The organism is Serinicoccus shuyuelongi (assembly GCF_045032955.1).
Taxonomy (GTDB): Bacteria; Actinomycetota; Actinomycetes; order Actinomycetales; family Dermatophilaceae; genus Ornithinicoccus.
The window spans coordinates 1-19,933 of sequence record NZ_JBJFZU010000001.1; the positions used below are offsets into that span (position 1 = coordinate 1).

Here is a 19,933-nt window from a genome sequence, read left to right on the forward strand (position 1 = left end):
CGACCACCACCCGCGTCGCCTCGATCACCCGCGCCTCCATCCCCGCCCGCGCAGCCCCCAACACCCCCAGCACCGCCAACGCACCCGACTCCGCCGACCCCGACTCCTGCACCGCTACCGCACCCACACCATCCACCCCCCAACACTTCGTTGACTAGAACTGGTGTTCTACAGCAATCGTACACCCGGACCGCATATAGTACAAGTGTTCGAGAACATTTCTCTACACCCTCCTTCCTCTCGCCGAAGTCAGCACCTCCCGCGCCACGGCGTCCCCCTCGACAGCCCACGGCTCCGGGTGCCGGAACGTGGCCGGCGCCTCCCCCGGTGGATAGATCTCCAGCACCGGCCCGTCCACGAAGAGCCGGGTCCCGGCGGCTACCGCCCGGGACCCCAGCGTCCCGTGCCGCAGCACCGCCCCCGCCGGCCCGACGTCCACCTGCCACCTGCCGCTCAGCAGCCCCCGCACCGGGGCAGGCTCACCGGTCACCAGCGCACGGGGGACGGCAGGGTCCACGACCAGACGGGGGACGCCCCCCGCACGACCACCACCCTCGTCGCCGAGCAGCAGCCGCCGCGGCAGGGTCAGGCATCCTGCGTGGTCGGTGGCCGTCAGGTCCGGGTGCTCGTCGCGCACCCAGCCCATCAGCCACCACCCAGCGCCCTCGCCATCGTCGCCCGCCAGCTGCGGGGCGTAGAAGTCCGTCCCCGTGTCCAGCACGCCGACCTCCTGCGGCACGAACCGTGGCAGGCCGCCGTCGTCGACGACCTCCCCCGCGCAGGCGACCACCTGCCCGAGCACGCCCGCGTCGTGCAGCGAAAGCACGAGGGCCGCCCGACCGTCCCGCACCGCCAGCTGCGGGCACTCCCAGACATCGGCCGGCAGGGCCCGGGACAGCACGGGGTCGGCGGCACTCAACCACACCCCGCGGTACTCCCAGGCCAGGAGGTCGTCGCAGGAGAACAGCAGCACCGCGGGGGTCCCGTCCTCCAGGCCGGCACCCAGCAGCGCGAACCGGCGGCCGCCGTGGCGGAAGACGAAGGGGTCACGCATCACCGACACCCCGTCCACGTCCGGGGTCGGCGCCACCACGGTGGGCGGCCCCCAGGTGACCAGGTCGGCGTCGCCCCGGCGCAGGCATACCGTGCTGGTGCCGTCGTCGGTCGCGATCCCCGAGTAGAGCGCGGCCGGACCCTCCTCGTCCACGACCACCACCCCGGACCAGCAGCCGTGGTGGTCCGGGCCCTGCGGGGTGGGCCCGAAGGCGACGGGATGGTCGGTCCAGGTCACCAGGTCGCTGCTGCTCGCGTGCCCCCAGGCGATCCGGTCGTGCCGTGCCTCCCGCGGGTTGTGCTGGAAGAACACGTGCCAGCGGCCCTCGTGGAAGATCATCCCGTTGGGGTCGTTGAGCCAGCCGCTGACGGGTCGCAGATGGTATGCCGTGGCCCCGGGGTGATCGGTCATGGCAGCATCCTGGCACCTCGCACCGCGGTGGGTATGTGCTGCCAGGACTACCCGGATCCACCGCGGTGGGCGCGTGGCAGGCTGGTCACCATGAGCACCCCCTTCGACCTGAGCCTGGCGGACATGCGCACCCACCGGAGCGCGAAGTGGAGCCGGGTGCCGGACGACGTGCTGCCGGCGTGGACCGCGGAGATGGATGTGCGCACCGCCCCCGCCATCCGGGAGGCGCTGCACGCCGCGGTCGACCGGGACGACCTCGGGTATGCCGGTGACCCCGCCCCGGTGGTGGACGCCTTCGCCGGCTTCGCGCGCGACACCTGGGGCTGGGAGACGCAGGGCACCCCCGGCCAGACCCGCACCTTCGCCGACGTCGGCCAGGCCGCCAGGGAGACGTTGCGGGCGTTGACCTCCCCTGGTGACCAGGTCATCATCAACCCGCCGGTCTACCTCTCGTTCTACCCCTGGCTGGCCTCCCTGGACCTGCAGCCCCTCGAGGTGCCGATGCTCGACGTCGCCGCCGGCGGACGCCTCGACCTGGACGGTATGCAGCGGGCGCTCGAGTCCGGCGCCCGGGTCGTCCTGCTGTGCACCCCGCACAACCCGCTCGGCTACGTCTACAGTCGCGAGGAGCTGGCGGCGGTCGCCGAGCTGGCCGCCGCGCACGACGCGGTGGTGATCTCCGACGAGATCCACGCCCCCCTGGTGCACCCGGGCAGCCCCCGCCCGTTCGTGCCCTTCCTGACCGTCAGCGACACCGCCCGAGAGGTCGGCATCGCCCTGCACTCGCCGTCGAAGGCGTGGAACATCGCCGGGCTCAAGCTGGCCGTGGGCGTCACCGCGGTGCCGGGACGGTGGCCGCAACGGCTGGCGCCGGCCGACTGGTCCCCGAGCATCCTGGGCCAGTACGCGGCGGTCGCCGCCTACGCGGACAGCCGGGACTGGCTGGAGGGCACCCTGCAGGAGCTGGAACGGCGCACGGCCCAGCTGTCCGACCTGCTGGCCGAGCAGCTGCCCGAGGTCGGCTTCACCCCGGGGCACGCCTCCTACCTCGCGTGGCTCGACTGCCGCCGGCTCGGGCTGGGTGACGACCCGGCCCGCACGTTCCTGGAGCGCGGCCGGGTGCTGCTCTCCGCGGGCCCGGACTTCGGGGCCACCGGCGCGGGCTTCGCCCGGCTCAACATCGGGACCAGCGAGGAGCTGATGGCCGAGGCGGTCCGCCGGATGGCCTCCGCGCTGACCTGATCAGGGGCAGTCGATCGCGCCCAGCCGGGCCAGGCCCTCGAGGTCGCCGGCACCGAAGCCCTCCTGCCCGGCGAACATCGGGGCCATCAGCTCCTCCGGCGCATCGACGTGGCCGAGACCGAGGACGTGCCCCAGCTCGTGGTCGAGCACCGCGCCGACCGAGCCCTCGGGCACGCCGTCCCGGTCGATCACCGCGGCACCGCTGGAGAGCCAGCGTTCGCCGGTGACCCCGTCGGTGACGATGAGCGGTCCCCCGTAGCCGGCCACCGTGCCGGCCAGCTCGGGCATCTCCTGCTCGTCGGCCCAGGAGACCAGCACCGGGTCACCGGGCGCACGCGGGTCGTCGAAGCGTGCCTCCGAGGTCCCGGTCAGCTGCAGCGACAGCCCGCTCGCCGCAGAGAGCCGGGCCAGGGACCCGGACACCAGCTCCGGGTATGCCTGCGGCGCACCGTCGGGGTTCACCTCCACCTCGATCACCCCGCAGGGGGAGAACCCGACCGGTTCCCCGGTGCCCGGCTGGACCGACAGGAACTCGTGCTCCCCCTCGCCGGTGACGGCGACCGGCGGCAGCACCCGGTCCCCGCCCGGCGGCTCCCACAGCGACTCGGTGGAGCGGGCACCGACGTCCGTGCCGAAGCTGATGGCCGGGCCCCCGTCGCCACCGCCCTGCGCGAGCTCGCGCACCCCGGAGACCAGGTCACCCGCCTGCCCCAGCAGTGCCATCGACCGTTCCGGGAAGGCCAGTCCCCCGACCACCACACCCGCCACCAGGAGCCACCCGACCGGCAGGCCACGACGTCCCCGACGCCGGGGCCCGCGGCGGCCTCCGCGGCGCCCCCGCCCGGCGGACGGGACGGGTGGGGTCGACCCGACCCCGTAGAGCTCGTCCCAGCGGTCCAGCTCCTGCAGCCGCCGCTCCATCTCCCGCGCCCGGCGACGGCGCGCGAGCTCGTCGAACATGTCAGTCCTCCCGGCCCGGCCCGGGCCGGGAAGAGGTGGGGCCGGTGACCTTGACCCGGCCGTAGGTGAAGGGCTCCCGCGGCGGGCGTGCCACCAGGTCGGCGACGAACAGGCGACGCGACAGCAGGATCAGCACCCCGGCGACCAGGAAGCAGCCCGAGGCCACCGCCCAGGTGACCGGGAAGCCGGCGGTCGCCGACAGCCCACCCAGCAGCAGCGGTCCGAGCGCCCCACCGGCGAAGGCCCCGGCCTGGATCGCGCCGGACGCCTTGGCCGGGTTGTCCCGGCCGAGCCTCGCCACGGCATACAGCAGCAGCCCGGGCCAGGACCAGCCGATGCTGAACGCCAGCAGGCCGAAGACCCAGACCGCCCACTCGGCCTGGACGACCAGCCCCAGGCAGGCCGCGGCGCCGACCCACATCTGGGCCGCCACCACCGGCAGGTTGGCGCCGTGCCGGTGGTCGGCCCGCCAGCCCGAGAAGATGCGCACCACGATCGACCCGCCCGAGCCGGCGGCCATCAGCAGCCCGGTCTGGGACGGGGTCATCCCCACCTCGAAGCCCCAGGACGCGGCGAAGGCCCCGACGAAGTTGGCGGCCGCGCTGGCGAACGTGATGGCGAGCGCCGCGAGCAGCAGCGGGAGCGTCGGCGGCACGTCGAAGAGGTCCACCTCCACCGCGACCGGGGTGGCGCCCGCCGGACGACGGCGCCCGGTGAGCGCCGCCAGCACGACCACCAGGAGGCCGAGGGTGGCGGTGATCAGGAAGGTGGAGCGCCAGCCCCAGATCTCGCCCGTGGTCGGCACCGCCAGGCCACCGAGCATGATGGCCAGCGGCACCGCCGACTGCTTCACCCCGAAGCCGAGGCCCCTCCGGCCGGGCGGCAGGGCGCGGGCCATGAGCAGGTTCGCGGTCGCCTGGCAGGCTGCGTTCCCCAGGCCCAGCACCATCATCACCAGCAGCAGGGACCACCAGCCGACGACCAGGGTGCCCATCGCGGCGCCCCCGAGGGCGACCAGGGTCCCGGCCGCCGCCAGCAGCCGCCGTCGACCCATCCGGTCCACCACCCCGGACGTCGCCACCGTGGCGACCGCCGCCGTCGCGAAGAACAGGCTGACGGCGACACCGAAGCCGCCCAGACCGAAGCCCAGGTCGTCGCGGATCTCGACCGCCTGCGCCCCGATCAGGAAAGGTGGGATGGCCCCCAGCGTGGTGATGGCCGAGGCACCGACCATCAGCCGTCCGGAGCGCCGGCGCCCAGGAGGGTGGCCGTGGCTCGTCACCTGACGAGGGTACTCCTGCGCATCCCCACGGACGTTCCGGCTAGAGGACGATCCCCAGCGCGAACGGGCCGATCAGCACGGTGAAGAGGGTGATGAGGATGGCACCGACGATGTTCAGCACGATGCCACCACGGGCCATCTCCTGGATCTTCACCGCACCGGTGCCGAAGACGATGGCGTTCGGCGGGGTGCCGACCGGCAGCATGAAGGCGCACGTCGCGGCCAGCGCGGCGGGGATCAGCAGGGCCATCGGGTCGACCCCGATCCCGAGCGCCACACCACCGAGCACGGGGATGAAGGTGGCCGCGGTGGCGGTGTTGCTGGTCACCTCGGTGAGGAACAGCACGAGCAGCACGACCGCCAGCAGGAGCAGCACGATCGGCAGGGTGCCGAGCGCGGTCACCTGGGTGCCGAACCACTCGTCCAGGCCGGTGCCGGCCACGGCCGCGGCCAGGCTCAGGCCACCGCCGAAGAGCAGCAGGACGCCCCAGGGCAGTCCCTCCTCGGCGTCGTTCCAGTCGATGGTCATCCGACCCTGCCGGTCCCCGGGGATGAGGAAGAGGGCGACGCCGGCGGCGATGGCGATCGCGGTGTCGTCCAGGTTCCCCAGCCAGGCGGCGTTCGCCTCCAGGTAGGGGATGTTGACGAGCAGGCCCGGCACGATCCACAGGAACGCGGCGGAGCAGAACACGGAGAGCACGACCTTCTCGCCCTGGCTCATCGGACCGAGCTGGTCGATCTCCTCGGTGATGAGCTGGCGACCGCCGGGGATCTCGTCCAGGTGGAACCGGAAGATCAGCCGGGTGATGAGCAACCAGGCCACCCCGATGAAGACCACGACGATCGGGACGCCCAGCATCATCCACTGGGCGAAGCCGATCTCCTGGTCCAGCTCGGTGCTGACGTAGCCGGCCACGATCGCGTTGGGCGGGCTGCCCAGCAGGGTGCCCAGACCGCCGATGGAGGCCGCCCACGCAATCGACAGCAGCAGCGCGACACCGAAGATCCGCACGTCCTTGTCGTCGACGACGTCGCTGACCGCCTTGCCCTGTGCCAGCTCGTCCTGGATGTCGTCGCCCCCGCCACCGGCCATGACGCCGCGCTTGCTGTTCTCGACCACCAGGGCCAGCACCGAGATCGCGATCGGCAGCATCATCAGCGTGGTCGCCGTGTTGGAGACCCACATCGACAGGAACGCGGTGGAGATCATCATCCCGAGGATGATCCGGCGCGGGTGGGTCCCCACCCGGCGCAGCGTGAGCAGCGCGATCCGCCGGTGCAGGTTCCACTTCTGCATCGCGATGGCGATGAGGAAGCCACCGAGGAAGAGGAAGACGATCGGGTTGGCGTAGGGCGCCGTGGCCTCGGCCACGGACAGCTCGGTGAGCGGGGGGATGAGCACGATCGGCAGCAACGAGGTGGCCGCGAGCGGCATCGCCTCCGTCATCCACCAGACCGCCATCAGGGTCGCGATGGCGGCGACGAAGCGGGCGTCCCCGGACATCTCCGCGCTGCCCAGCAGCAGGTAGACCAGCGCGGCCAGCGCCAGCCCGCCGATCCGGAAGGCCCACGTGCGACCGGCGGAGCGTGGTGGCTCGCGGTCCTCGGGCTCGGTGTCGAACTCGCCTTGTTCCCTCACGACCTGACCGCTCATCACTACCTTCCACGACGATGTGTTCGGCCAAAGGTAACCCAACGTCACCCTCGGAAGCCGTATCTCGCTCTCCGGACGGGGGACACGGGGCGCGGACGGGAGGGGGTGCCCGGGCGACATACCCTGGGTGCATGACCAGACCGCACCTGTGGATCCGCGCCGAGGCCCGACCCACGGAGCAGCGCGTGCCCATCGTGCCTGCCGACGCCGCCACCCTGATCGACCAGGGCTTCGCCATCACCGTGGAGGACTCGCCGACCCGGATCATCCCGCTCGAGGAGTTCGTCGCCGCCGGGTGCTCGGTCGCCCCCTACGGCTCGTGGGGGGACGCCCCGGAGGGCGCCGTGGTGGTCGGCATCAAGGAGCTCCCGGAGGAGCCCGCCGACCTCGCGCACAGCCACGTGTACTTCGCGCACGCCTACAAGGGCCAGGAGGGCGCCGAGCAGACCCTCGACCGGTTCCGTCGCGGGGGCGGCGAGCTGCTCGACGTGGAGTACCTGACCGTCGACGGCAAGCGGGTCGTCGCCTTCGGTTTCTGGGCGGGCTACGTCGGGGCCGCGCTCTCGGTGCTGCGGCACCGCAGCGACCTCGGCGGCGGCGTCAGCCCGATGTCCCGGGACGAGCTCGACGCCCGGTTGCAGAGCTCGCTGGTCGGCGAGCCGGAGCGCGCCCTGGTGATCGGTGCCCGCGGGCGTTCCGGTCAGGGGGCCGTGGAGGCCCTGGAGCTGGCCGGCTGCGCGGTGACCCGGTGGGACCGGGTCGACACCGAGCGCCTGGACAAGGCCGTGCTGCTCGACCACGACATCCTCGTCAACTGCGTCTTCAGCAACGTCCGGCGGGAGCCCTTCGTGTCCCGCGAGGACGTCTCCTCCCCGCGCCGGCTGCGGACGGTGGGCGACGTGACCTGCGACGTCACCTCCGAGAACAACCTGCTGCCGATCAACACCGAGATCACCACCTGGGACGACCCGGTGCGGCAGGTGGGCACCGAGCAGGAGCCGCTGGAGGTCATCGCGATCGACAACCTGCCCTCGCTGCTGCCGCTGGAGTCCTCGATCAGCTTCTCCTCCGAGCTCACCCCGCTGCTGGCCGACCTGGTCGAGCGGAAGGGTCCGTGGGCCGCGAGCCTGGAGTGGTTCCGCCGGCACGTGCCCTGATCGCTCAGCCGCCCCCGAGCCAGCGCCAGCCGCGGGGCTGCTTGCCGTGCAGCACCTGCGGCATGGTGCGGATCCGGACGTCACCGAAGACGCTGTAGGCGCGCAGCACCACGCGGGCGCCGTTCTCCCCCGGCTGCTGGGCCTCCGGGGCGATGTCGTGCTGGGTGTCGCCGAGCATGTTGAGGCCCTCGATGTCGACCCGGGTCCCCGGCGGCACCGCGATCCGGATGTCGCCGAACATGCTGTAAGCGGTGACCTGCAGGGTCTCGCCCGGCTGCAGCACCTGGCGCAGGTCCAGCTTCACGTCCCCGAAGAGCTGCATCGTCGAGGTCTCCACGGCGGCGGTCCACGGCCCCGTGCGGACGACGTCCCCGAAGAAGGCGACGACCGACTGGGTGGGCGCCCGCACGGGCGCCGGGCCGGCGGCGGGGACCGACGGCATACCGGAACCGCGCCAGTCCTGCGGCACGTCCTCCCGTGGCGCCGGCCGGCTGCCCGGCTGGGGCAGCTGCGGCTGCCACTCCGGCGGCACCTCGCTCGGGCCCTCGGCGGACGGGTCGTGCGGCGTCATCCCCATGGGGACACCCTAGGCCGTCCGGGGTGGGTCAGCGGAAGGCGCTCACGCCGGTGACGGAGCGACCCACCAGCAGCGACTGCACGGTGCGGCTGCCCTCGTAGGTGTAGACCGCCTCCAGGTCCGCGAAGTGCCGTCCCACGTGGTGGTCCAGCAGGATGCCGTTGCCACCGAGCATGTCCCGGGCGGTGGCCACCACCTCGCGGGCCGCGGTGGTGGTGTGCAGCTTGGTCATCGCCGCGTGCTCGATGGTGCAGCGGCCCTGCTCCTCCAGCTGCGACATCCGGGTGCACATCAGCTGCATCGCGGTGATCTGGGTGACCATCCGCGCCAGGTCGTCCTGGATCAGCTGGTTCTTGGCCAGCGGCCGACCGAACTGCTCGCGGCGCAGGGCATACGTCAGGGCGCCCTCGTAGGCCGCGACCGCATGCCCGAGGGCCTCCCAGGCGACCGTCTGACGGGACCGAGCCAGCACCTTGTTGGTGTCGGCGAAGGTGCGCGCCCCCGCCAGGCGGTGCCCGACCGGCACCCGCACGCCGTCCAGGCGGATGTGGGCCTGCAGCACGCCGCGGTTGCTCACCTTGCCCTCGATGACGGTCGCGTCCCAGCCGGCCGCCTGCTGCGCGCCCTCGACGACGAAGCCGCCGACGTCACCGTCCTCGTCACGCGCCCAGACCACGACCAGGTCGGCGATCGAGCCGTTGCCGATCCAGCGCTTGGCGCCGTCCAGCACCCAGTGGTCGCCGTCCCGGCGCGCCGTCGTCTCCAGGCTGACCACGTCCGAACCGTGGGTGGGCTCGGTCAGCGCCACCGCCCCGATCGTCTCCAGCCGAGCCATCGACGGCAGCCAGCGTTCGCGCTGATCGTCGGAGCCGAGCAGGTGGACCGAGGTCATCGCCAGGCCGGAGTGGACCGCGTTGAAGGTTGCCACCGACCCGTCCCCACGCGCCAGCTCGGCACACATCATGCCCTCGGCCACCGGGGACACCCCGGCGCAGCCGTACCCCTGGATCGCGGCCCCCGCCACCCGGGTCGCGGCGAGCCCCGGCACCAGCTCCGCGGGGAAGCGGGCCGCCTCCCACCACTCGTGCGCGCGAGGCACCACCTCGGTGTCGCACCAGGCACGCAGCCCGTCGCGCAGCCCGCGCTCGGTGTCGCTGAGCAGGTCGTCCAGACCGAAGAAGTCGGTGCCTCGCGCCAGTCCCAGGTCGGCGCCGTCGGGCAGCCCACGGTCGGCGTCGGACATGGGCCGGGGTGCGTCGTCGCTCACCCCACCAGGGTATGTCGCGAGGCTGGGCGGTCCCTGCGACCCCTCACCCGGACTCGACCCGCGGGGTCGGGAGGGCGGGCGAGGCGGGCGGGGGTCAGTCCAGCGGGTGGCCCACGGTCAGCCCGTCGGGCCGGCCCGGCTCGATGAGCCACTCGTCGCCGAAGATCGCGGCGAACTGCTCCTGCGGCATCGACAACATCCAGCCCACGTCCTCCTGGCTGGCGTGCGCGGCGAGCGCCGCCCGCTTCGCGGTCAGCACCGGGCGCACGTCCACGTGCCAGTGCAGCTCCGCCTCCGGGGTCCCGAAGGGGTTGCCGTCGTCGGCCGGGGAGTCCGGGTCCCAGTCCAGCTCCTCCGGCGGCACGCCCGCCTCCTGGGCAGCGAGGTAGAGCCGGCGCATGTGGTCACGGTTCATGGTGGCCTCGAGCAGCCGCGGGGTCCGGGCCGCGAGCACGGCGGCCCGGTGCGCGACGTGGTGGACCTTGACGTGGTCGGGGTGGCCGTAGCCGCCGTGCCAGTCATAGCCGACCAGCACGTCGACGTCCTCCTCGTCCAGGATCGCGACCAGGCGTCGGGCGGCCTCGCCGACGTCGGCCCCGTGCAGGGACCGTTCGTGCGCGTTCTGCTCCCACCCGGTCATCCCGGAGTCGGCATACCCCAGCCAGGCCACCCTGGCCGTCCCGAGCACGGTGGCCGACGCCTGGGCCTCCGCCCGGCGTCGGTCCACCACCGTCTCCCCCTCGCGCAGGTCGTCGGGGACGCTCCCGTGGTCGCCGTCGGTCGCGTAGACGCAGACCACCCGGTGACCCGCGTCGGCGGCCAGCCGCATGGTGCCGGAGGTCTGGCTCGCCTCGTCGTCGGGATGGGCGTGCAGGAAGAGGATCGTGCTCACGGGCTCACGCTAGAGCCGACCACCGACATTCACACAACCTCCACATCTGCCCGACCCACCCTGCAGCACCCCCGACCTACGCTCGATCCATGAGGCAGACCCAGGACCGCAGCCGCACCGTGCTGGTGGTCGAGGACGACCCGACGATCAACCAGGCGTTGCACGACCGGCTCACCGCCGAGGGCTTCACGGTGGCCCGGGCCTTCGACGGTCCGACGGCCCTGCAGCAGGCGGAGCACCTGGTCCCGGACGTGGTCGTCCTCGACCTCATGCTCCCCGGGCTCGACGGCCTGGAGGTATGCCGTCGGCTCCAGGCGCACTCCCCCGTCCCGATCCTCATGCTCACCGCACGCACGGACGAGACCGACATCCTGGTCGGCCTCGCCGCCGGAGCCGACGACTACGTCACCAAGCCGTTCCGGATGCGGGAGGTGGTCGCGCGGGTCCGATCCCTGCTGCGCCGGGTGGACCGCGCCGCAGAGATGGCCGACGCCCGGGTCCCGCTGATGGTAATCGGTGACCTCGAGGTCGACCGTGCCGCCCGCCGGATCCGGGTCGCCGACGACGACGTGCACCTCACCCCGCTCGAGTTCGACCTGCTGGTGGCCCTGGCCGAGGAGCCCGGCACCGTCCGCGGCAGGGACGCCCTGATGACCCAGGTGTGGGGCTGGGCCGACGCGCACGGCACCCGCACCCTGGACAGCCACGTCCGCGCGCTGCGGGCCAAGATCGGCGCGCGGCGGGTCCGCACCGTGCACGGCGTCGGCTACGCGCTGGAGGTGGCCCGGTGAGACCAGCGAGCCCGGGCTCGGGTTCGGTGGGTGAGCGGCCGTTGGACCGGATCGGCTCCGTCAAGGTCAAGATCGGGTTGCTGGTCGCGGTCAGCATCCTGGCCGCCGTGGTGGTCCAGCAGGTCGGGGTCCGCGCCGGCGTGAGCGGGTGGCTGACCGTCCCGGTCACCGTCGCGGCGGCCCTCGGGGTCACCCAGTGGCTGGCCCGTGGGATGACCTCGCCGCTGCGGGAGATGACCGCTGCGGCCGGGCGGATGGCCGGCGGTGACTACTCGACGCGGGTCACCGCCACCTCCGGCGACGAGGTAGGCACGCTGGGCGTGGCCTTCAACACGATGGCCGCCGACCTGGAGGGGGCCGACCAGCAGCGGCGCGAGCTGCTGGCGACGGTCTCGCACGAGCTGCGCACACCGCTGGCCGCGCAGCGGGCGCTGCTGGAGAACCTCGTCGACGGGGTCATCACCCCGGACGACACCGCCCTGCAAGGTGCGCTGGACCAGTCCGAGCGGTTGAGCGCCCTGGTCAGCGACCTGCTCGACCTCAGCAGGGTCGAGGCCGGCGCCACCCGGTTGGACCTCACCCCGGTGCGGGTCACGGACGTCCTCGGGCAGGCCGTCGACGAGGCCCGGGCCGGCGCAGCGGCGACCGGGCGGGACGTCGCCGTGACGGTGGACGTCGTCCCGCCGGACCTGGAGGTCCACGCGGACGCCGGCCGGCTGGCACAGGTCGTGACCAACCTGGTGGACAACGCGGTGCGCCACAGCCCGGCCGGGGGCCGGGTCGAGGTGCACGCCGAGGCACTGGCCGACCGCCGCTGGTCGTTGACGGTCCAGGACCAGGGACCGGGCTTCCCGCCCGGCCGGTCCGAGCAGCTCTTCGCCCGCTTCGGTGTCGGCGACGACAGCAGCGGGGGCACCGGCCTGGGGCTGGCCATCGTCCGATGGGTCTGCGAGCTGCACGGCGGCACCGTGACCGCGGTCGAGGACGACCGACCCGGCGCCAGGGTCCGGGCTGAGCTGCCGCTGCGACCCGACGACGAGCGGGTGGCGGGTGCCGCGGCGGCACTGCCCACCCCGCACGCGCCGCATACCCCACACGCCGTTGCGTCCAGGACGGCGAGCCCCGTGACCCTTGCGATTCCCACCCCGTCGGTCGTGGACACGCTCTTCGGGCGGTTCTGGCCCGAGCGCGGGCTGACCACCGCACCGGTCGCGCTCTGGTCGTCGGTGGCCCTCGGGGCAGCGGCCGCGGTACTGCTCCCCTACCGCGGCATCGGTCTTGCCTACGTCCTCGTGCTGCTCGCCGCGGGGTCCCTGGTGCTGGGCCTCTCCCGCCATCGCGGCACCCGGTGGACCCGCGCCTGCGTGGTGCTGTGCGTCGGGCTCGGCGCCCTGCTGATGCTGCGCGCGGCGGAGTGGATCGGCGTCCTCGCCCTGCTGACCGCGGCACTGCTGGTCACCACCGCGCTCACCGGAGCCCTCGGCCTGCCGGCGATCCTCTCCGGAGCGGCCTCATGGGTGCTCAGCGGGGTACGTGGCCTGCCGTTGCTGGGGCGCACCCTCAGCTCCACCTCACGGCATACCCTCCTCTGGCCGGTGCTGCGGACCGCCGCGGTCTCGCTGGTGGCTCTCGTCGTCTTCGGCGGCCTCTTCGCCTCCGGTGACGCCGTCGTCGGCGCCTGGGCGTCCACCCTGCTGCCCGAGGTGGACATCGCCGAGTCGCTGGTGCTGCGCACCTTCACCTGGTTCGTGGTCGGTGGCGTGGTGCTCGCCTGCTGCTACCTCGCGCTGAACCCGCCCCGCGTCGACCTCGTCCGGCTCCCCGAGGCGCGCCGTGTCACCCACGCCTGGGAGTGGCTGGTGCCGGTCGGTGTCGTCATCGCCACCTTCGTCGTCTTCATCGCCGCGCAGGGGGCGGCGCTGTGGGGTGGGCATGAGTTCGTCCGACGCACCACCGGTGTGACGTATGCGGAGTCGGTCCACCAGGGCTTCGGCCAGCTCACCGTCGCCACCGCCCTCACCCTGCTCACGGTGGCGCTCGCCTCCCGACGGGCGGCGCGGGAGACGCCGCGCGACCGACGGCTGCTGCAGGTGGTGCTCGGTGCCCTGTGCCTGCTGACCCTGGTCGTCGTCGCCTCGGCGCTGGCGCGGATGTGGGTCTACCAGGAGGCCTACGGGTTCACCGTGCTGCGGGTGCTGGTAGACGCCTTCGAGCTCTGGCTGGGCCTGCTGATCGTGCTGGTCCTGGTGTCCCTGGTCCGGCTGCGTGGTGCGTGGCTGCCCCGCGCCGGGTTGCTCACCGGTGCGGCGATGCTGCTGGCGCTCGGGCTGGCCAACCCCGAGGGGTGGGTCGCCGCCCGCAACATCGAGCGCTACGAGGAGACCGGTCGCCTCGACCTGGGCTATCTCAGCACGCTCGGAGCCGACGCGGTCCCGACGATCCGCGAACGGCTCCCGCAAGATCTGGGCGACTGCGCCGTCGGCTGGCGCGTCGACGACGAGCTGGTCGAGGACCCGCTGAGCTGGAACCTGGGCCGGGTCCGGGCCGAGCGGGCCGGGGGCTCGACCCTGCTCAGCGTCGAGGGGAGCACCGTCCCGGCCTTGGCCGGCGGCGACTGTCCGGTCGAGCTACCGGTCACCCCTTGAGCTCGGGCAGGTCGCTGTCCCGCCACTCCGTGGGCTCGCGCGTCCCAGCGCCGGCCAGGCCCTCCTCACGTTCCCGGAGCTCGACGCGGCGGATCTTGCCGCTGATCGTCTTGGGCAGCTCGAAGAACTCCAGCCGGCGCACCCGCTGCCAGGGCTGCAGGTGCTCGCGGGCGTGCCGCAGGATGGAGAAGGCGGTCTCCTGCGTCGGCTCGTGCCCGGCCACCAGCGCCACGTAGGCCTTGGGCACCGCCAGCCGCAGCTCGTCCGGTGCGGGCACCACGGCTGCCTCCGCCACCGCCGGGTGCTCGATCAGCACCGACTCGAGCTCGAACGGGCTGATCTTGTAGTCGCTCGCCTTGAAGACGTCGTCGGTCCGGCCGACATAGGTGATCATCCCGCTCTCGTCCCGCTCGGCGACGTCCCCGGTGTGGTAAAAACCGTCCGCCATCGCCTCGTCGTTGCGGGCGTCGTCGCCCTGGTACCCGGTCATCAGTGACACCGGGGAGGCCGAGAGGTCCAGGCAGATCTCCCCCTCCCCCGGCCCGTCGAGCGCCTCCCGGCCACCCACCGGGACGAGCACCGAGGGCACCCCGGGCAGCGGCATACCCATCGAGCCGGGACGCACGCGCTCGCCGGGGCAGTTGCCGATCTGCGCGGTGGTCTCGGTCTGGCCGTAGCCGTCGCGCAGGGTGAGCCCCCACTGGCGCTGAACCTGGGCGATGACCTCCGGGTTGAGCGGTTCGCCGGCCCCGATCACCTCGCGCAGGGCGCCGGGACCTCCCGACAGGTCCGCGTTGATGAGCATCCGCCACACGGTCGGCGGCGCGCAGAAGGACGTCACCCGGTGCGAGCGCAGGACCCGCAGCAGCGCATCCGGCTCGAAGCGTTCGTAGGCGTAGACGACGATCGTCGCCTCCGCGATCCACGGCGCGAAGAAGCAGCTCCAGGCGTGCTTGGCCCAGCCCGGGGAGGAGATGTTCAGGTGCACGTCGCCGGGGTGCAGGCCGAGCCAGAACATGGTCGAGAGGTGGCCGACCGGGTAGCTGACCTGGGTGTGCTCGACGAGCTTGGGCCGGTTCGTGGTGCCCGAGGTGAAGTAGAGCAGCAGCCGGTCACCGGGCGAGGTGCCCGGGTGCGGCAACCCTCCGGTCGGGGGCTCGCTCGCGTATGCCGTCCGCAGGTCGGTCCACCCGGGCGCCTCCCCGATGCTCACCCGGAGGTAGTCACCGGGGACCTCGTCGAAGGAGTCGACCTCCCCGGCGTCTGCCACCACCGCTCTGGCGCCCCCACGGTCGAGACGGTCCCGCAGGTCCGCCGGCCCGGCCGCGGTCGTGGTCGGCATGATGACCGCCCCCAGCTTCATCACGGCCAGCATGGTGTCCCACAGCTCGACCTGGTTGCCGAGCATCACGACGACGCTGTCCCCGCGGCCGACGCCCAGGCCCGCCAGCAGCGTGGCCACCTGGTCGGACCGGGTGGCCATCTCGTCGAAGGAGTACGTCCGGTCGGTGCCGTCGGCCGCCACCACGACCAGGGCGGGACGGTCGTTGCCCCGCGCGACGGCGTCGAACCAGTCGACCGCCCAGTTGAAGCGCTCACCCACGTCCGGGTAGGTGAACTCCGCACGGGCCCGCGCGGGCTCGCCGTAGAGGTGGAGGAGCTGGTCCCGTGCCTGTCGGTAGGCCTGCGTGGCCGACGTCGTCGTCATCCCCCATCCCTACACCCGGGACCGCTCGTCTGTCAGCCCACCCCGGCCCCGGCGTGTGCGCCCGCACGGCCGTGCACACCTGCGTTAACGTCGAGGAGCAGATCAGTGAGGGGTGAGGCGCCGGTGCCGTCCGCACGCGTACGACGACGTCGCGCCGCCGCCGTGCTGACGGCCGGGACCCTGACCGCCCTCGTCGTCGGCTGGGCCCTGCCGGGCGGCGACCCGGACACCGCGCCTGGGCAGGCCGCCAGCTCGGTGTCTGCCTCCCCCGAGGCGGCCCTGGTCCCGCGCGCCGACCTCCCGATGCCCGCGCAGGTGCGGGCCACCCGTGGCCCCGACCCGGCGAGCACGACGACCCGCACCCCGCTGCTGGTCGACCGGCCCCGGGAGCGGATCGAGGGGTTCGGCCTCTCGGACCGGCGGATGCACGGCATACCCCCGGGGTTCCGTCCCTACCAGAGCGGTGAGGTCGTGGAGGTCCCCTACGGCCGGGTGGACGAGGAGGGGGTGCGCCAGTTCCGGATCACCTGGGGGTCCGAGGAGGTGTACGACCACCCGATCTCGCAGGCGCAGTACGCGCTCACTGCGCTCGAGTCGTACCGGCTCAGCGGCGACCCGGCATACCTGGACGTGGCGGTGGCGAACGCGGAACGCATCGTCGAGGGACACGAGACGATCGACGGTGCCTGGTACTTCCCCTACGACTTCGACTTCGACCTGCACCGCCACGACGGCGGGGCCGGTGCCCTCGAGGCGCCGTGGGTGTCGGGGATGGCGACCGGGCAGGCGCTGTCGGTCTTCGCGCGGCTGCACGAGGTCACCGGGGAGCAGCGGTGGCAGGAGGCCGCCGAGGGGGCCTTCGCCGCCTTCCTGCAGGCCCCTGACGGTGAGGGGATGTTCGTCTCCTTCGTGGACGACGACGGGCACCTGTGGCTGGAGGAGTACCCGCGCTACCCCGAGATGGCCAGCGAGCGGGTGCTGAACGGGCAGATGTGGGCGATGTTCGGGCTGTGGGACTTCTGGATGATGCACGACCGGGACCACGAGGACGCCGAGTGGCTGTGGCGCGGTGCGCTGCACACGCTGGAGCGGACGGCGATGCCGACGTTCCGCGAGCCCGGCGGCTACAGCCGCTACTCGGTCTGGCTGCACGGCCAGGCGCCGACCTACCACCGCTACCACCAGACCCAGTTCCTGCAGCTGCACCGGATGTCCCGGGACCCGGTATGGGTGGAGCGCGCCGCCCTCCTGCGCGCCGACCACCCGCACCACAACACCCCGGACGGCACGGCCAGGCTGACCCCGGACGCCTGGTCGGCCTACCGCGTCGACGATCAGGCCCCACACCCCTCGGACCGGACCATGCAGATCCTGGAGACACGACCGCTGGGGCTGGAGCAGACCGTCGACGTCGCCTTCGACCGCCGGTCCCGGGTGCCCGACGGACCGGTGGTGCTGCGGCTGGCCGAGGGCGAGCACGAGGGCTGGTGGGTGCCGGAGGAGCCCGGCAACGCCTACGCGCTGGACCCGGTCGCCGAGCACACCTACGAGCCGGCGGTGCTGCTGGGGGTCCGGGAGGAGCTGGCCGTCGAGGCGTTCCGGCCCGACGGGGACGGCGGGCTCGAGGTGCGCACCGTGACGCTGCGCCCCGGGGACGCGCTCGCCAGCGACCGCTCGGCGGTGGTGCACGGCGCCACCGCGTGGCACGTCGACCTGCGCGAGGACGGGGACTGGTGGATCGCGGAGCGGCCCGAGGTCCTGCTCCTGGACCGGGCCGGGGAGAACTCCGGCTGACCGGGTGGTGGCTAGTCGGAGCCGGCTGCCCAGACCCGGCGGATCTCCCGGACCACCGAAGTCACTGCCGGGCGACGCTCGCTGGAGTCGCGGTGCACCAGCATGATCCGGCGGGTCGGGGGATCACGCAGCGGCAGCGCGACCACGGTGTCCGGCAGGTCCGGTCGACCCAGACGGGGCATCAGCCCGACGGCGGCGCCCGCCGCCACCAGGGCGATCTTGCTGGGGAAGGTGTCGGCCATCGCTGCGATCCGGTAGTCGAGGCTGCGCAGGTGCAGCGCGGACAGCAGCCAGTCGCTGAAGACACCCGGGGAGTCGTCCACCCAGTCCAGCCCGCCCAGGTCGTCCAGGTCGACCCGGCCGTTGCGCCCGACCTTGAGCCCGTGGTCGTGCTGGGCGATGAGGTCGACGACGTCGTGACCGAGCTCGAGGGGGGTCAGGCCGAAAGGCAGGGTCATGTGGTGGTCGGTCCAGTCGTGCACCACCGAGAGGTCGACCTCGCCGCGGCGCAGCGCCGCCAGCGACGCCTCCGGGGTCAGCTCACGCACGGAGGGCCGCAGCTGCGGGTGGAGCTCGCGGAGCACCGGCAGGACCGGCGCCAGCAGACCCACCACCGCCGTCGGGAAGGAGGAGATCCGCAGCGGTCCGGAGACCTTGCTGGTGAGCAGCTCGAGCTCGGCCCGGGCGGACTCGTCCAGCTGCTCGACCTGTGAGGCCATCCGGACCAGGACCGCTGCCGCGTCGGTGGGCACCACGTTGCGTCCGCGGCGCACCAGCACCGGCTGTCCGGCCTCCTGCTGCAGGCGTGTGAGCTGCTGGCTGATGGCGGAGGCGGTGAGGCCCAGCCGGTCGGCCGCGGCCAGCAGGGTCCCCTCCTCGACGACGGCCTTGAGACTGACCAGGTGCTCGGGGGAGAACATGCAGCACACCTTACAGGTACGTCTCAGTAATATCCGGTTGTGCTTATCTTTGCGGGATGTCAACATTGATGTTGTCAGTCCCCGACCTGAAGAAAGGTGGCCATCATGACCGCTCTCACCAAGGCTTTCCGCAGCAGCACCCACGTGATCCTCGAGATCGGTCGCAGCTGGCGCCCGATCGAGCACCTGCGCGGCTGACCCCGACGCCTCCAGCAAGGACCGCCCCCGGACACCGGGTGGCGGTCCTTTCTGCTGGTCAGGGTGATGTGGGGCAGACCCTGAGCGACATCGCGGGACGGCCGGGCGGGAGCGCCGGACGCCGTGGTCGAGCCCGCCGGTGGTCTCGTCAGACCATGTAGTGATGCTGATAGGTACGTCTCAGAAATGTCCGGTTGTGCTTATCTTTTCGGGATGTCAACATTGATGTTGTCAGTCCCCGATCTGAAGAAAGGTGGCCATCATGACCGCTCTCACCAAGGCTTTCCGCAGCACCACCCACGTGATCCTCGAGATCGGTCGCAGCTGGCGCCCGATCGAGCACCTGCGCGGCTGACCCCGACGCCTCCAGCAAGGACCGCCCCCGGACACCGGGTGGCGGTTCTTTCTGCGTGTGGAGGTGGCACGACGAGACGCCCGGTCGGGCATGTCGGGACGCTCGGTCGGGCATGTCGGGACGCTCGGTCGGGCATCTCGGGACGCCCGGTCGGCACTTCGGGACGTCCGGTCTAGCATCGGCGGATGCCTCTCTCCTCCCGACAGCAGGCCGTGGTCGACGGATGGCTGCCGGGCGCCGAGGTCGTCGCCGACCATGCCTGGGGCCTCGTCGACACCACCGTCCTGCAGGTCCGTCACCAGGGCCAGGAGCTGACCGTGAAGGCCGGCGGCCCGGACAACCACCACATCGGCCGGGAGATCGACGCGCATGAGCACTTCACCGCCCCGCTGCGGCCGGACCGCGCCCCTCGACTGCTGCACGCGGACCGGGCCTCGTCGGTGCTGGTCACCACCTGGCTGCCCGGCCATCTGGTGGAGGGTCACGCCGCTGAGGTGCAGCCCGAGACCTACCGCCAGGCCGGGGAGCTGCTCGGTCGCTGGCACGGGCAGGCGAGCAGGCCGGACGAGGGGTGGCTGGCGGAGCAGCGGGACCGGGCGGCGCGATGGTTGGACCAGCCTCACCGGATCCCTCCCGAACAGGTGGATCTGATCCAGGAACGGCTGGCCAGGGCCCGCGTGGAACGGGTGACCCTCGTCCCCACTCACGGCGACCTCTCGCCCCGCAACTGGCTCGTGCACCGTGGCCGGATCAGCCTCATCGACTTCGGACGGGCGGCCTGGCGACCCGCGGCGACAGATCTGGCCCGCCTCGAGGCCGGGGCCTGGCGTGACCGCCCGGATCTGGAGGCCGCCTTCTTCGCCGGCTACGGACAGGATCCTCGCGCCACCTACTGGTGGCCGGACACCCAGCTCGCGGAGGCGGTCGGGACGGCCGCCTGGGCACACCAGGTGGGTGACGAACCGTTCGAGCGGCACGGTCTGCAGATGCTGAGCGACGCCCTGGCCGGATGAGCGAGCGGCAGCG

At 72.7% G+C, this 19,933-nt stretch carries 15 protein-coding genes; 6 read left to right on the plus strand and 9 right to left on the minus strand.

Translation table 11 applies throughout. From position 1 onward, the window contains the following. Window positions 1–223 precede the first annotated feature (223 nt). Window positions 224–1,465 carry a glycoside hydrolase family 32 protein gene (locus tag ACI3EY_RS00005; protein ID WP_405038952.1) on the minus strand — a complete coding sequence of 414 codons (1,242 nt, stop codon included), beginning with the start codon at window positions 1,463–1,465 and terminating at the stop codon, window positions 224–226. Window positions 1,466–1,555: 90 nt separating this feature from the next. On the opposite strand from ACI3EY_RS00005, the gene ACI3EY_RS00010 reads away from it, so the two are divergent. Next, window positions 1,556–2,707 (plus strand): MalY/PatB family protein, encoded by a 1,152-nt coding sequence (locus ACI3EY_RS00010; RefSeq protein WP_405038953.1) that lies wholly within the window; start codon window positions 1,556–1,558, stop codon window positions 2,705–2,707. On the opposite strand, the gene ACI3EY_RS00015 is transcribed toward ACI3EY_RS00010, so the two are convergent. Genes ACI3EY_RS00015 through ACI3EY_RS00025 form a run of 3 tightly spaced genes read right to left on the minus strand, consistent with a single transcriptional unit; the run spans window position 2,708 to window position 6,603 of the window. After that, a complete protein-coding gene (locus ACI3EY_RS00015) occupies window positions 2,708–3,667 on the minus strand; it encodes a matrixin family metalloprotease (RefSeq protein ID WP_405038954.1) in 960 nt (319 codons plus the stop codon). Window position 3,668: 1 nt separating this feature from the next. Next, window positions 3,669–4,949: an MFS transporter gene (locus ACI3EY_RS00020; RefSeq protein WP_405038955.1), complete on the minus strand. Its 1,281-nt coding sequence runs from the start codon at window positions 4,947–4,949 to the stop codon at window positions 3,669–3,671. A 40-nt stretch (window positions 4,950–4,989) separates the two neighbouring features. Continuing rightward, complete coding sequence (locus ACI3EY_RS00025) at window positions 4,990–6,603, minus strand: SLC13 family permease (RefSeq protein WP_405038956.1); 1,614 nt, start codon at window positions 6,601–6,603, stop codon at window positions 4,990–4,992. 131 nt (window positions 6,604–6,734) lie between these two features. On the opposite strand from ACI3EY_RS00025, the gene ACI3EY_RS00030 reads away from it, so the two are divergent. Continuing rightward, window positions 6,735–7,760: a saccharopine dehydrogenase gene (locus tag ACI3EY_RS00030; RefSeq protein ID WP_405036819.1), complete on the plus strand. Its 1,026-nt coding sequence runs from the start codon at window positions 6,735–6,737 to the stop codon at window positions 7,758–7,760. A gap of 4 nt (window positions 7,761–7,764) precedes the next feature. Here ACI3EY_RS00030 and ACI3EY_RS00035 read toward each other — a convergent pair whose 3' ends face one another. The 3 genes from ACI3EY_RS00035 to ACI3EY_RS00045 all read right to left on the minus strand — a co-directional run bounded on the left by ACI3EY_RS00035 (window position 7,765) and on the right by ACI3EY_RS00045 (window position 10,496). Beyond that, entirely contained in the window at window positions 7,765–8,337 is a 573-nt protein-coding gene (locus ACI3EY_RS00035) for a LiaF domain-containing protein (RefSeq protein WP_405036820.1), read from the minus strand. 28 nt (window positions 8,338–8,365) lie between these two features. Next, window positions 8,366–9,604 (minus strand): acyl-CoA dehydrogenase family protein, encoded by a 1,239-nt coding sequence (locus ACI3EY_RS00040; protein WP_405038957.1) that lies wholly within the window; start codon window positions 9,602–9,604, stop codon window positions 8,366–8,368. Window positions 9,605–9,698: 94 nt separating this feature from the next. After that, window positions 9,699–10,496 (minus strand): PIG-L deacetylase family protein, encoded by a 798-nt coding sequence (locus tag ACI3EY_RS00045; RefSeq protein WP_405038958.1) that lies wholly within the window; start codon window positions 10,494–10,496, stop codon window positions 9,699–9,701. Window positions 10,497–10,585: 89 nt separating this feature from the next. On the opposite strand from ACI3EY_RS00045, the gene ACI3EY_RS00050 reads away from it, so the two are divergent. Together ACI3EY_RS00050 and ACI3EY_RS00055 are read left to right on the plus strand one after the other, a co-directional pair. Further along, entirely contained in the window at window positions 10,586–11,287 is a 702-nt protein-coding gene (locus tag ACI3EY_RS00050) for a response regulator (protein ID WP_405038959.1), read from the plus strand. Further along, window positions 11,284–13,932: a DUF4153 domain-containing protein gene (locus ACI3EY_RS00055; RefSeq protein WP_405038960.1), complete on the plus strand. Its 2,649-nt coding sequence runs from the start codon at window positions 11,284–11,286 to the stop codon at window positions 13,930–13,932. The genes ACI3EY_RS00050 and ACI3EY_RS00055 overlap by 4 nt, the downstream gene beginning before the upstream one ends. Here ACI3EY_RS00055 and ACI3EY_RS00060 read toward each other — a convergent pair. Continuing rightward, window positions 13,922–15,640, minus strand: coding sequence for an AMP-binding protein (locus ACI3EY_RS00060; protein ID WP_405038961.1), 1,719 nt, complete (start codon window positions 15,638–15,640; stop codon window positions 13,922–13,924). The genes ACI3EY_RS00055 and ACI3EY_RS00060 overlap by 11 nt on opposite strands. A gap of 123 nt (window positions 15,641–15,763) precedes the next feature. Here ACI3EY_RS00060 and ACI3EY_RS00065 point away from each other — a divergent pair, with 123 nt between their 5' ends. After that, window positions 15,764–17,434, plus strand: coding sequence for a D-glucuronyl C5-epimerase family protein (locus tag ACI3EY_RS00065; protein WP_405038962.1), 1,671 nt, complete (start codon window positions 15,764–15,766; stop codon window positions 17,432–17,434). A gap of 11 nt (window positions 17,435–17,445) precedes the next feature. Here ACI3EY_RS00065 and ACI3EY_RS00070 read toward each other — a convergent pair whose 3' ends face one another. Next, a complete protein-coding gene (locus ACI3EY_RS00070; RefSeq protein ID WP_405038963.1) occupies window positions 17,446–18,354 on the minus strand; it encodes a LysR substrate-binding domain-containing protein in 909 nt (302 codons plus the stop codon). A gap of 738 nt (window positions 18,355–19,092) precedes the next feature. Between ACI3EY_RS00070 and ACI3EY_RS00075 the strand changes: the two genes are divergently transcribed. Next, a complete protein-coding gene (locus tag ACI3EY_RS00075; RefSeq protein ID WP_405038964.1) occupies window positions 19,093–19,920 on the plus strand; it encodes a phosphotransferase enzyme family protein in 828 nt (275 codons plus the stop codon). Window positions 19,921–19,933 lie beyond the last annotated feature (13 nt).

Coding starts and splice junctions, on each gene's coding strand:
- ACI3EY_RS00025 (WP_405038956.1), bottom strand. CDS start 6,603: ATGAGCGGTCAGGTCGTGAGGGAACAAGGCGAGTTCGACACCGAGCCC.
- ACI3EY_RS00050 (WP_405038959.1), top strand. CDS start 10,586: ATGAGGCAGACCCAGGACCGCAGCCGCACCGTGCTGGTGGTCGAGGAC.
- ACI3EY_RS00060 (WP_405038961.1), bottom strand. CDS start 15,640: ATGACGACGACGTCGGCCACGCAGGCCTACCGACAGGCACGGGACCAG.
- ACI3EY_RS00070 (WP_405038963.1), bottom strand. CDS start 18,354: ATGTTCTCCCCCGAGCACCTGGTCAGTCTCAAGGCCGTCGTCGAGGAG.
- ACI3EY_RS00005 (WP_405038952.1), bottom strand. CDS start 1,465: ATGACCGATCACCCCGGGGCCACGGCATACCATCTGCGACCCGTCAGC.
- ACI3EY_RS00010 (WP_405038953.1), top strand. CDS start 1,556: ATGAGCACCCCCTTCGACCTGAGCCTGGCGGACATGCGCACCCACCGG.
- ACI3EY_RS00035 (WP_405036820.1), bottom strand. CDS start 8,337: ATGGGGATGACGCCGCACGACCCGTCCGCCGAGGGCCCGAGCGAGGTG.
- ACI3EY_RS00015 (WP_405038954.1), bottom strand. CDS start 3,667: ATGTTCGACGAGCTCGCGCGCCGTCGCCGGGCGCGGGAGATGGAGCGG.
- ACI3EY_RS00030 (WP_405036819.1), top strand. CDS start 6,735: ATGACCAGACCGCACCTGTGGATCCGCGCCGAGGCCCGACCCACGGAG.
- ACI3EY_RS00075 (WP_405038964.1), top strand. CDS start 19,093: ATGCCTCTCTCCTCCCGACAGCAGGCCGTGGTCGACGGATGGCTGCCG.